The organism is Chryseobacterium edaphi, assembly GCF_025628985.1.
Lineage (GTDB): Bacteria > Bacteroidota > Bacteroidia > Flavobacteriales > Weeksellaceae > Chryseobacterium > Chryseobacterium edaphi.
The window spans coordinates 414,153-427,072 of sequence record NZ_JAOTEM010000002.1; the positions used below are offsets into that span (position 1 = coordinate 414,153).

Annotated in this window: 12 protein-coding genes; 9 read left to right on the forward strand and 3 right to left on the reverse strand. The window is 34.7% G+C overall.

Translation table 11 applies throughout. From position 1 onward, the window contains the following. Positions 1-330 precede the first annotated feature (330 nt). Positions 331-1,371 (reverse strand): GMP reductase, encoded by a 1,041-nt coding sequence (locus NZ698_RS10105; protein ID WP_263002989.1) that lies wholly within the window; start codon positions 1,369-1,371, stop codon positions 331-333. 69 nt (positions 1,372-1,440) lie between these two features. Here NZ698_RS10105 and NZ698_RS10110 point away from each other — a divergent pair, with 69 nt between their 5' ends. The 3 genes from NZ698_RS10110 to NZ698_RS10120 are packed head-to-tail and all read left to right on the forward strand — an operon-like array spanning position 1,441 to position 3,851. Continuing rightward, a complete protein-coding gene (locus NZ698_RS10110; protein ID WP_263002990.1) occupies positions 1,441-2,205 on the forward strand; it encodes a prolipoprotein diacylglyceryl transferase in 765 nt (254 codons plus the stop codon). Then, positions 2,202-2,435, forward strand: coding sequence for a hypothetical protein (locus tag NZ698_RS10115; RefSeq protein ID WP_263002991.1), 234 nt, complete (start codon positions 2,202-2,204; stop codon positions 2,433-2,435). Before NZ698_RS10110 ends, NZ698_RS10115 begins: the two co-directional genes overlap by 4 nt. Before the next feature lie 12 nt (positions 2,436-2,447). Then, positions 2,448-3,851, forward strand: coding sequence for a radical SAM protein (locus tag NZ698_RS10120; protein WP_263002992.1), 1,404 nt, complete (start codon positions 2,448-2,450; stop codon positions 3,849-3,851). An 85-nt stretch (positions 3,852-3,936) separates the two neighbouring features. Here NZ698_RS10120 and surE read toward each other — a convergent pair whose 3' ends face one another. After that, positions 3,937-4,707: a 5'/3'-nucleotidase SurE gene (gene surE / locus NZ698_RS10125; RefSeq protein WP_263002993.1), complete on the reverse strand. Its 771-nt coding sequence runs from the start codon at positions 4,705-4,707 to the stop codon at positions 3,937-3,939. 146 nt (positions 4,708-4,853) lie between these two features. On the opposite strand from surE, the gene NZ698_RS10130 reads away from it, so the two are divergent. Next, positions 4,854-6,983, forward strand: a complete 2,130-nt coding sequence (locus NZ698_RS10130; protein WP_263002994.1) for a carboxy terminal-processing peptidase — start codon at positions 4,854-4,856, stop codon at positions 6,981-6,983. 65 nt (positions 6,984-7,048) lie between these two features. Here the strand turns inward: NZ698_RS10130 and NZ698_RS10135 are convergent, their stop codons facing one another. Next, a complete protein-coding gene (locus tag NZ698_RS10135) occupies positions 7,049-7,552 on the reverse strand; it encodes a superoxide dismutase family protein (protein WP_263002995.1) in 504 nt (167 codons plus the stop codon). 111 nt (positions 7,553-7,663) lie between these two features. Here NZ698_RS10135 and NZ698_RS10140 point away from each other — a divergent pair, with 111 nt between their 5' ends. From NZ698_RS10140 to NZ698_RS10160, 5 genes are all read left to right on the forward strand, one after another. Further along, positions 7,664-9,904 (forward strand): TonB-dependent receptor, encoded by a 2,241-nt coding sequence (locus tag NZ698_RS10140; RefSeq protein ID WP_263002996.1) that lies wholly within the window; start codon positions 7,664-7,666, stop codon positions 9,902-9,904. 37 nt (positions 9,905-9,941) lie between these two features. After that, a complete protein-coding gene (locus NZ698_RS10145) occupies positions 9,942-10,586 on the forward strand; it encodes a hypothetical protein (RefSeq protein ID WP_263002997.1) in 645 nt (214 codons plus the stop codon). A gap of 126 nt (positions 10,587-10,712) precedes the next feature. Then, positions 10,713-12,032: a 2TM domain-containing protein gene (locus NZ698_RS10150; RefSeq protein ID WP_263002998.1), complete on the forward strand. Its 1,320-nt coding sequence runs from the start codon at positions 10,713-10,715 to the stop codon at positions 12,030-12,032. Beyond that, positions 12,022-12,321 (forward strand): 2TM domain-containing protein, encoded by a 300-nt coding sequence (locus NZ698_RS10155; RefSeq protein WP_263002999.1) that lies wholly within the window; start codon positions 12,022-12,024, stop codon positions 12,319-12,321. The genes NZ698_RS10150 and NZ698_RS10155 overlap by 11 nt, the downstream gene beginning before the upstream one ends. A 1-nt stretch (position 12,322) precedes the next feature. Continuing rightward, the gene (locus NZ698_RS10160) at positions 12,323-12,889 is read left to right on the forward strand and encodes a methyltransferase family protein (protein ID WP_263003000.1); all 567 of its coding nucleotides are present in this window, start codon (positions 12,323-12,325) and stop codon (positions 12,887-12,889) included. Positions 12,890-12,920: the final 31 nt, after the last annotated feature.

A 12,920-nucleotide genomic window follows, 5' to 3' on the forward strand; every position in this document is an offset into this window, starting at 1 on the left:
CTTAGATAATATTCAACAAATTACAAAATGTGATCAAAATTTCACATACAAATTGTCCTATAAATGATTAGCGATAAGATTATTTTATTGTAAAAAAAGGTCTTTTAAAAAAAACTCCGAATACTTTTTCCAAGAGGAGAAAATATTCGGAGATGACTTCTTCCGTCATTCGTATTTTTGTGTTTGTTTTGAAGTTGCAAATAGAAAGAAAATAAAAAAAATAAGCAAAAATTGTGACCCTCAACAAACCCTCTATATTAAAAAACCCTTATAAATAAAGGGTTTGTGATAGTTGATATAAATTATTGATTAATTTTGAAGCATTGATTATCAATCATTAAAAACCTGATTTTCCTGCTCCTGAACTCTAATAAAAGTTGTTCTTTTTGACAATTCTTTCAAAGTTGGAGCTCCTACATAAGTGCAGGTTGATCTTACGCCACCCAAAATATCTCTTACCGTTTCCGATACTGAACCTTTATATTTTATCTTAACCGTTTTGCCTTCGGAAGCTCTGTATTCTGCAACACCTCCTGAATGTTTATCCATTGCAGTCTTTGAACTCATTCCGTAGAAAAGTTTAAATTTCTTGCCATTTTCTTCAAGCATTTCGCCTCCGCTTTCGTCGTGACCGGCAAACATTCCACCGAGCATTACAAAATCTGCACCGCCACCAAAAGCTTTAGCAACATCTCCCGGAACTTTACAACCTCCATCTGCAATAATATGGCCTTTCAAACCGTGCGCAGCATCGGCACATTCAATAATGGCAGAAAGCTGTGGATATCCGACTCCTGTTTTTACTCTTGTTGTACAAACAGAACCGGGACCGATTCCTACTTTGATGATGTCTGCACCTACCAAAAGCAGTTCTTCTACCATTTCTCCCGTCACCACATTGCCTGCAATGATGATTTTATCGGGAAAATCCTGTCTTGCTTTCTTTACAAACTGCACGAAATGTTCAGAATAGCCGTTTGCAACATCAATGCAGAGAAACTCTATTTTGGAATGTTGATCAAGAATGGTTTTTATTTTTTCTTCATCGGATTTTCCAGTTCCTGTACTTAAAGCAATATATTGATGAATGCTTTCTTCCTGATTGGCAAGGAATTCTTTCCATTCTTCAACGGTGTAATGTTTGTGAACTGCGGTGATGATTTTATCTTTTGCCAATTCTACAGCCATTTCAAAAGTTCCTACCGTGTCCATATTTGCAGCAATAATTGGCGTTCCTTTCCACTTTTTCTGAGTATGAAGAAATGTAAATTCTCTATTTAAATCTACTTCCGAACGTGATTTTAAAGTAGAACGTTTTGGTCTGAACATTACGTCTTTAAAACCCAGCTTAATATCATTTTCTATACGCATTTTGTCTATTGATTTAGTATTTACAAATTAAAATTAATAATTTATCCTAAATATACTACATTTGAAATCATGGATTTTCCTGTTACTTTTCAGATTTTCGGTAAAACGATTCTTGCGCATCCAGTGTTTGAAACATTGGGGATATTTATAGCTATGCGTTATTATTTTTATTTAAAAAGAAAATCTTCTGAGAAACTATCATTCAACACTTCTGCTGCAGTTCTGATTGGCGCAACAGCTGGAGCATTAATCGGTTCAAAACTCATCGGAAATCTTGAAAATCCCCAAATTTTATTTAATGATTTCAACTTTAAAAGATTCTGGACAAATAATACCATCGTTGGTGGTTTAGCGTTTGGTTTAATTGGAGTGGAATTAGCAAAAAAGATCGTCGGTCATAAAGAAAGTACGGGAGACTTGATTGTTTATCCTTTAATTTTAGCCATGATTATCGGTAGAATCGGTTGTTTTCTAACGGGAGTTCACGAAGAAACATATGGCTTGCCGACAACCTCGATCTTCGGAATGCATCTAGGTGATGAATATCTCAGACATCCTGTCGCACTGTACGAAATTGCATTTTTACTCTTCATGTGGTTCGAATTGAAAATGATTGGTAGAAAAAACAAATATGTTTCCGGATTTCTGTTTAAACTTTTCATGCTGAGTTATTTTTCATTCAGATTTCTTTTAGATTTTATTAAACCTAAAATTGACATTATCGGGAATTTGGGAACTATTCAATTAGTCAGTCTTTCAATGATTATTTATTATATTTATGTATTAAAAACCGAAAGAAATTTAATCAAACCTAAAAACACAATTATATTATGAAAATGCTGACACTTTTGGAAGTTGGTGGTTTAGAAGGATTAGTTGCAATGATCATTCTGATTATTCTAGTTGTAGCGTTCATTGTATCATTAGTCGTTACCGTTTTTGTAAAACTGATTTACGAAAGTAAAGACGGGCGAAAGTTTTCAAGAAAGCAGTTTTGGATGACGATGCTTATTTCAATGTTGATCTGCGGATTGATAAGCGGAGTTGTATGTGGTGGAATGTAAAAAATTGAAATTATGCCAGTAAGAAATTATACTTATTACGATTATACCATCAGTCTTTGTCCGGAATGTCTGAAAAGGGTAGGAGCGAAGATCATCATTGAAGATGAAGCGGTTTTCATGACCAAAAGATGTCCCGATCACGGTTTTTTTAAAACGATGATCGCTTCGGATGTTGATTATTATAAGAATATCAGAAACTATAATAAAGCCTCAGAAATGCCCGTTCATTTCGGAACGGACGTGGAATATGGCTGTCCTTACGACTGCGGATTGTGTGTAGATCATGAGCAGCACAGTTGTCTATCGATAGTAGAAGTTACGGATCGATGCAATCTGACATGTCCGACTTGCTATGCGATGTCTTCACCACATTACGGAAGTCACCGAAGTTTGGAACAGATTGAAGCCATGTTTGATACGATTGTAAAAAATGAGGGTGAACCTGATGTTGTTCAAATCAGTGGTGGTGAACCAACCATTCATCCTGAGTTTTTCAAAATTATGGATATCGCCAAGACAAAGCCGATTAAACATTTAATGCTCAATACGAATGGAATTCGTATTGCGAATGATCCCGGTTTTGCTGAAAAACTGGCGACTTATGCTCCGGAATTCGAAATTTATCTTCAGTTTGATTCTTTTAAACCTGAAGTTTTAGAAGATTTCCGAGGAAAAGATCTCACGAATATCCGTATGAAAGCTTTGGAGAAATTAAATGAATTAAATCTTTCTACAACGCTTGTTATTGTTCTTCAGAAAGGCAAAAATATTGATGAGATCGGAAAACTTATTGATTTTGCTTTAAAACAAAAATGTATCCGCGGAATCACTTTTCAGCCCGTTGAGGTTGCCGGAAGAAACCGGGAAGATTCAGCGCACGAAAAAATTACGCTGACAGAAGTTCGTCAGGAAATATTAAACCAGTTCCCTCTTTTGAATGGCGACGATATTATTCCCGTTCCATGTAATCCGGATTCTTTGGCGATGGGATATATTTTAAAGCTCGAAGGTGAAACCATTCCTTTAACACGATATATCAATCCTGCTGATTTGCTGAATAATGAAACAAAAAATACGATAGTTTACGAACAGGATGAAGGTTTGCAAATGCAGCTTTTAGACATTTTCAGTACAGGAATTTCGGTAGATCAAGTACAGCCTAAAGTGAATCAATTATTATGTTGTCTCCCTGAAGTTTCGGCTCCGAATCTAGATTATGATAATCTTTTTAGAATCATCATTATGAATTTTATGGATGCTCATGACTTTGATGTTCGAGCGGTAAAAAAATCATGCGTTCACATTGTGAATAAAGATTTAAAAATGATTCCGTTTGAGACGATGAATTTATTTTACCGCGATGATAAAATTAAATATCTGGAGGAACTGAGGAAAGAGGATAAAGTATTGTTTTAAAAATAATTTCCCACAGACTTCACGGATTTGCACAGATTTTACGCTTAATCATCTGTGAAGATCTGTGAAATCTGTGAGAGACAATTTAATCAAACTTCATCACCTCATTGAGCGTATTCATATATTCATAAGCCGTCATATCAAATTTAACGGGGACAATCGAGATATATCCGTTAGCCAAAGCGGTTTCGTCAGCATCTTCAGACTCATCCATATTGTTGAAATAACCTGTTAACCAGTAATATTTTTTACCGTGCGGATTGATTCTTTCGTCAAAACTTTCTTCCCATTTTGCGTTGGCCTGCTTACAGATTTTCACGCCTTTAATCTCTTCTTTCGTAAGTTTCGGGATATTCACATTTAAAACAACACCTTTAGGCATCGGGTTTTCCAGAGTTTTTCTTACAATATTCTGAATATATTCTTTTGCCTGTGTAAAATCTGCTTCCCAACTGAAATCTAAAAGAGAAAAACCAATTGAAGGAAGACCTTCTACACCGCCTTCTACAGCTGCAGACATCGTTCCTGAATAAATTACATTAATAGAAGAATTCGCACCATGATTAATCCCAGAAACCACAATATCCGGTCTTCTCGGAAGAATTTTATCTAAAGCCATTTTGACACAATCCACCGGAGTTCCGCTACACGAAAAATCTTTTTGTGGACCTTCCAAGTGTACTTCTTCAAAACTTAGAGTAGAGTTGATGGTAATTGCATGACCTTTTCCGCTTTGAGGCGAGTTGGGAGCGACCACGATAACGTCACCGATTTCGTTCATAAATTCTACAAGATTTCTGATACCGGGAGCAGTAATTCCATCATCATTGGTTACCAGAATAAGTGGCTTTTCCATAAAAAATTTAAATTTTAACAAAAATACTTAAAACTAATTGATAATTATAAATAAGGTATTAAATTTGATAGTTTGTAACAGTCATTTAAGAAATGCTACTTATTGAATGATTTTTTTAAACTTAATAAAATATACAATACAGATTTATGTGGAAAAATTTTAAACTAAATAAATTTCTACTCCTTATTCCATTAACAAGTCTTATGTTTTGTTTCAACTCGCCGAAAAATGACGATGAGAAAATGCAGACGATAATGGTGAGCGTTAAAAACACTCTTTCATATTTACATTACAGCCCAAAACCTATCAATGATGCGTATTCAAAAGATGTTTACAAGCATTATTTTGAGATGATCGATCCCGGAAAAAGATATTTCGTGCAGTCGGACATGGCAGAATTTGCAAAGCATGAAACCAAGCTTGATGATTATCTGAACGTGGGAGATCTTTCTTTCTACAAACTTACCGTTGACAGATTGTATCAGAGAGTTGATGAAATTGATAAAATCACGCAGGAGATTTTCAGCAAACCGATCAATTTAGAAGAAGATGAAACTTTGACTTTAGAAGCTAAGCTTAAAAATGTTCCTAAAGACAAAGAGGAGCAGTATAATGAGTGGAAAAAATTCATCAAATACAATATCCTTCAGGAGATTGAATCGATGAACAGCAAAGAAGAAGCTCAGAAAGAAAAGAAAGATTCTGTGCAGAAATTTAAGCTGAAAGACACGATCAAACTTGAAATGCTTTCTCCTCAGCAAAAAATGACAAAAGCAACGGATGAAGTTAAAGATTTGGTGAAAGAAACCTTTACCAGATTCAAGAAAAGAAAAAAAATGGACTGGTTTACAGTCTATATGAATGCTTATACAGAAGTTTTTGATCCGCACACCAATTACTATTCACCAAAAGATAAAGAAGATTTCGATACTCAATTTAAAGGAAAAGTGATCGGAATCGGGGCAATCATTCAGGAGAAAAAAGGGAATCTCTTCCTTGGAGCATTGACGATTGGTGCACCGGCTTGGAAATCGAAAAAGCTTTCAGAAGGAGATAAAATTCTTAAGGTAAGATCTAAACCTAATGAAGATGCTGTAAACGTTGTTGGAATGCTTTCTGATGAAGCGGTAAGACTGATCAGAGGTGAAAAGGGAACTCCGGTAACTTTGACGGTTCAGAAAAAAGATAAAACGATTGTTGAGGTGACAATGCTTCGTGAAGAAGTAGCAATTGAAGATACTTTCGCAAGAAGTATTATTGTAAATTCTCCAAACGGAAAAAAATACGGATTCATTAATTTACCAAGTTTCAACGCAGATTTTGAAGATGAAAAAGGAAGAAATGCTTCTGATGACATCAAAAACGAAATCGTAAAACTGAAAGCTCAGGGAATTGAAGGAATTGTTTTAGACCTTAGAAATAACGGTGGTGGTTCATTGACGGAAGTTGGTGACATTATGGGACTATTCATGAATGCAGGACCTTATGTTCAGGTAAAAGACGGAAACGGAAAAATCCAGACTTTGAAAAATAAGCAGGAAACACCGGTTTGGACAGGACCTTTGGTAATAATGCAAAATGAACTTTCAGCTTCAGCATCTGAGATTTTAGCCGGTGCAATGCAGGATTACGGAAGAGGAATTATTGTTGGTTCGCCACAATCTTTCGGAAAAGGTACCGTACAGACTTTTGTTGATCTGAACAGATTTTTAAATACTGAGGACGATTTCGGATCATTAAAACTGACAATTCAGAAATTCTACAGAATCAGTGGTGAGTCAAACCAAAGAAAAGGAATTGTTTCAGATATCAGAATGGAAGATTTCTTTACTTATGCAGAAGTTGGTGAGAGATATGACGAATTTGCTTTAGCTTGGGATAAAATTCCTAGTTCAAATTATCAGAAACTAAGTTATTTTGATGTGAAAGCTTTAGAGAAATCTAGCAACGACAGAATGGCTAACAACAAAAATTATCAGCTATTACTGGAGTCTGCAAAATGGAGAGAGCAGTTGGATAAAGAAGAAACAATCACTTTGAATATCAATAAATTCAATGATCTGATGAAGCAGAGAAAAGCTCAGATCGAGAAATTCAAGGCTTTAACGAAATTTGAAAACGGGCTGAAATTCTCAATGTATCCTGCAGAAATCGAAAGAGAGAAAAAAGATGAAGCATTCAAGAAAAAATCTGAAATGTGGATCAAAAATCTAAAGAAAGATACTTACCTTCAGGAAGCGATGAATATTATCGCAGAAATGAAAGCTAAAGGATAAATTCAATATAATAAAAGCGGTGCTAATTTCGATTAGCGCCGCTTTTTGTTTTTATAAGAAGAAAGTTATTTAATTTCTATACATCCAACTCTTCCTCCTGCATTTCCGGTCGGCTGTGTCATAAAATCATCTTTACCTGCGTGAATGATAATTCCTTTGCCCATAATGTTTTTCGATTCTTCTACGCAGTCTAAGCACCATTTATCGGTTTTAAAAGTCAGTTTAGCCTTTCCATCTTTATCGGCTTCAAGATTTCCGATATCTCCCATGTGAAAACTTCCGGTTCCCCATTTTCCATGGTCGTGTTTCCCCGGATTCCAGTGTCCTCCTGCAGATTCGCCATCGGGGGAAGAACAGTCACCTTTTTCATGAATGTGAACGGCGTGAGTTCCGGGAGTCAGATTGGTTACGTCAAGATCCATAACAACGTCATTTCCTTCCTGTGTAAATTTAGCCGTTCCACCAGTTTGTGTTCCGCTTTTAGCTATAATGTTATAAGTCTTGCTTGTGCTGCAAGATGCCGCAAATAAAGCACAACTTGCCAATAAAGTTAATGTCTGAAATTTCATATGATCATATTTTAGTGATAATATTCCATTCAGAGCAAAAATATGACCATTCGGTAATAAAGATTCAGAGATCTCAAATATCCTGTATAATTTTGCTTAAAACTTACAGACATGAAATCGAATATTCATAAAATCATATTCATCTTATTCTTTTTTTCAATTATTCTGAATTTTGCTCAGGTAAAAATTTCAGGGAAAGTGACTTTCAAAAACAAAGGAATTGCTGAGGTTAATGTGACTTTAAAAGATACTTACGACGGCGCAACAACCGATGCAAGCGGTAATTTCTCATTTGAAACTTCAGAAAAAGGTGCTCAAAAGCTAACATTTACCCATGTAAAATATTACGAAATTGAAAAACCAATCACAATTGATGACCAAAATCAAACAATCAATGCAGAATTAAAAGAACAGATCAACGAAATCGATGCTGTTGTAGTTTCCGCAGGATCAATTGAAGCAAGTGACAAAAAAAGAGCTACAGCTTTGTTGACACCGATCGATATTTACACAACCGCAGGAGCAGACGGACAAATTTCTTCTGCCTTAAATTATCTTCCCGGCGTACAGAAAGTGGGTGAAGCGGAAGGTCTGTTTGTACGTGGCGGAACCGGAACCGAGTCTAAAATTTTCATGGATGGAAGTTTGATCAATAATTATTTCTCCAGTTCAGTTCCCGGAATTGCGGGACGGGATCGTTTCAATACTTCACTTTTTAAAGGAAATATTTTTTCGAGTGGAGGATATTCTGCTTTGTACGGCCAGGCTTTGTCGGGTGCTTTAATGCTTGAAAGTGTAGATCTCCCTGATCAGAGTTCATACGATTTTGGAGTTTCTCCGATATTTTTAAACGCGGGTTTTCAAAAATTGAGTGACAACAAAAACTATTCTTACGGAGCTACAGCAGGATATTCTAACCTGAATCTGATGCAGAAAATTTTTAATTTTAACACTGATTTTATCGATGCACCGCAAGGTTTTAACGGAGATATGAATTTTAGATTAAAAACAAAATCGGGTGGTTTTTTAAAATATTACGGAATGTTTGACACCAATACAATGGGCGTAAAAACGGAAAGTTTAGAACCCAATTATGATTTCTCTTTGGTCAAATTAAAAGGAAAAAATACCTATCACAATCTTTCTTTCAAACAAAAATTCGGAAAATATCTTCTGAATGTGGGAACTTCTTATTCTTACAATCAATCGGATTTAAAATTTTCAACAGAAACAAATAATGCAGAAAGTGGTGAATCACAAGTTTTGAATGACGGAAATTATATCAATTTCAAAGCAGTTGTCGACAGAAAGATCAATAAAATTAGTGCTCTACGTGGTGGTTTTGAATTAAATAATGCAAATGAAAAACTGAATTTCGGTGAAATTAATAAAAACTACCGTGATCTAATTTCTTCCGCTTTTATGGAAACAGATTTGGGTTTCAGCAATCATTTGTCAGCAAAAATTGGAGTGAGAGCAGAAAATTCTTCTTATTTAAATAAAACCAACATCGCTCCGCGTTTTGCATTGGCTTATCGTTTGGCAAAAGACTGGACAACATCTTTCGCCTACGGATTGTTCTTTCAAAATGCTGAAAGTAAATACATTAACTCTTCTGCAAAATTAGATTTTCAGGAATCGCAGCACTTTATTTTTCAAGTTCAAAGATCAACAGAAGGTAGAAGTTTGAGGTTTGAAGCATTTTATAAAAAATATGATGAACTGATAAAAACTCAAAATATTATTCCAAACGCAGATCAGAATCAACAGGTACAAACAGCCTTTAATAATAACGGAAATGGTTTCGCAAAAGGACTGGAATTATTCTGGAGAGACAAAAAAACATTCGAAAATATTGATTACTGGATCAGCTATTCATTTCTGGATTCCAAAAGAGATTTCCTGAATTATCCTTTCAGCTTAAAACCGAATTTTGCTTCCGAACATACACTTTCTGTGGTTGCCAAAAGATTTATCCCTAAATGGAAAACCGGAGTTAATCTTTCTTACACTTACGCAAAAGGACGACCTTATTACGATATTATTACCAAAGAAGTAAACGGTGAAATGGTAAATTATCCTAGAAATCAGGGAAGATTAAAAGATTATAATGCATTGAATTTAAGCTTCAACTATCTCCCAAATTTAGGTAAGAAAGATGCAAAAGCTTTCACAATATTTGTTTTGAGTGTATCAAATGTTTTAGGAACAAAAAACATTTACGGCTATAATTTTTCACAGAACGGAAATAGTTCAGCCATCGTTCCGCCGGTCAATACTTTTGTTTTTGTAGGAATGTTTATCAGTTTTGGGGTCGATAAAACTCAGGATGCAATCAATAATAATCTTTAAATTTATTCAAAAAATATAAACCTTTAATATTAAAACAATGAGAAAACAAATTTTAAGTTTTACTTTAGTTCTGTTCAGTTTACTGTCTTTTGCTCAGAGCGCTTACGAAAAAGTAATGAAAGAAAAAATCGCCAAAATCGAGACGTCTAAAACACCGGAAGATTTTCAGATTTTAGCCAACGATTTTCAGAGAATTGCCGAAAAAGAAAAAGGAAAATGGCAGCCGAGTTATTATGCAGCATTTTCTTACATTCAGAAAGGAAGAATTCTGATGAGAGAAAACAAAGTACAGGGATTGGACGAGATTGCTGATCAGGCTCAGAAATATCTGGATGAAGCTCAAAGCGTGGATAAAAATGCAGAAATTCAACTGTTGCAGAAAATGATTTATTCTCTGAAAATGATGGTCAATCCCATGGAAAGATACATGACATTTGGAACAAAAGCTACTGAGCAATTTGCGGCGGCAGAAAAACTAGATCCGAATAACCCAAGAATCGCCTTGATCAAAGCTGAAGATGTATATTTCACACCTGCACAATATGGAGGTAGCCAGACTAAAGGGATTGAGCTTTTCAAAATGGCTTTGGACAAATATAATTCTTATAAACCCAAAACTGATTTTGATCCGAATTGGGGGAAATCTGAAGCAGAGTATTTTGTAAATCAGGCTCCAAAATAAAATTATTTGATCAACCTTCTTCGGAAGGTTTTTTTAAACGACTGAGCTTTGAAAAAGGACCTTTCGACCACAAATAATTTTCGCTAAAAATAATTTCATTTACTTTTGAATCATTAAATCTTAATCATGAAACGCAAAAGTTTTATCATCCTGCTATGGATTTCTTTGGGAACGGCTTTGTTCTTCTTTATTTTTTTTACAGATGAAAAAAGTATGAAGAATTTTGGATTAAGCTTGATTGTTTCTTTGATGTATTCGTTTTTGATTGGCGCTGGTAATGGTGCAATTAATGATTTTCTCAACAAAAGATTTCCCTGGTCTGAAGCAACCACCAAAAGAGCGGTAATCAGCATTGTTACTATACTTATTGCCAATATTATCTTGGTATATTTCTGTAATTACATGAATATAGTAGTTTTTCAGAAAGAGGTTTCTACAGAAGAGTATTTTTCAGGAAGATATAATTTCATCAATTGGTTTACAATCAATATTGCGTTGCTGATCTCAACTTTCCTGCATGCAAAAGGTTTTATGGAAGAACTCAAAAAAACTTCCAGAAAAGAAGTCGTAGAGCAGAAATTGATTGCGAAATCTGCCAATGCACAGTTTGAAAGTCTTAAAAATCAACTTGATCCGCATTTTCTTTTTAATTCGTTAAATGTTTTAAGTTCGTTGATTGACGAAAATCCCAATCAGGCTCAGAAATTTACTGCCTCAATGTCAAAGATTTACAGATACGTTCTTGAGCAAAAGGATAAAGAATTGGTAACTGTGGAAGATGAGATTGAATTTGCCAAAACCTACTGTCAATTGTTGAAAACGCGATTTGAAGACAGTGTAGATTTTGAATTTAATGTGAAAAAAGAAGACATGCGAAGATTTGTAGTTCCGCTTTCGCTCCAATTGCTTTTGGAAAACTGCATCAAACATAATTTTGCAACATCCTCAAAACCATTATTAATAAAAGTTTTTTCTGAAAATGATATACTTTGCATCGAAAACAATCTACAGGTTCGCGAGCAGATGAAAGAGAGTGCAGGAATTGGTTTGGCAAATATCGTTCAGCGGTATTCTCTGCTGACAAAAAAGAATGTTTTTATTGAAAAGTCTGAAGATTATTTTAAAGTAAAATTGCCCATTTTATCAGAAAAACCAAATATCGTCAATACCGTTGTAGAGACAGAAGACAAAGCTTACGAAAGAGCTCAGAAACGAGTAAAAGAAATTAAAGGTTTCTACGGAAATTTGATTTCTTACTGTATTGTCATTCCGTTTCTGGTGATTTTAAATTTAATTACAAATCCGAGAAACTATTGGTTTTACTGGCCAATGTTGGGTTGGGGAATGAGTGTTGTAGCGCATGGTGTAAGTGTTTTTACGATCGGGAAAGGTTGGGAAGAAAAGAAAATCAGAGAAATTTTAGAAAAAAATAACTATGGAAAATAAGAGAGAACAAGATATCCGTTACAGAGAAGCGGAGAAACGAATGAAAAAAATTAAAGGATTTTATATTCATGCGATTGTATATTTTTTTGTAAATATCTTCATCATTGCATCACAAGCGATTGATCCTGATCCGGGAGAAGTTTTCTGGGACTGGGATTTGATCAGCCTTCCTTTCTTTTGGGGAATTGGTTTGGCGGCGCACGGATTGAGTGTTTTTCTGCCAACTTTTATTCTTGGCAAAGATTGGGAGGAGAAGAAAATCAAAGAATTAATGGATAAAAACAGGTAAAATGAATGCACTTTATCTTTTGTTTTATATATCTATTGCTGCATGGTTTTTAAGTGAAATTTACTACAAGCAAAAGTTTAAGTCGGGAGAGAAAGACCAGAAGAAAGATCGATCAACACTCAATATTTTATGGGTAATTATTCTTCCTTCTGTTTTTTTGGCGGTGGCAATTTCAAGATCTACCACTTTTCATATCAGAAATGAATATTGGATTTTGTATTTAGGTGAAATTTTAATTTTAACCGGCATTTTCTTCCGCTGGATCATCATCAAATCTCTCGGAAAATTTTTCACGGTAGACATTTCCATTAAAGAAGATCATCAAATCAAAAAAGGTGGTTTTTATCGGTTTGTAAGACATCCTTCTTATTCTTTTGCACTTATCACTTTTCTGGGATTGGGATTATTTTTAAATAATTGGATTTCGTTGTTTTTAGCTTTTTTACCGACTTTTTTAGGGTTTTTATATCGCATCAAAATTGAAGAAGAAGCCTTGATCCAGAAATTTGGAACTGAATATCTGGAATACAAAAGGAATACGAAAAGACTGATTCCATTTGTGTTTTAGCGGAAAAAATTAAATTATTGTATGATCCCGA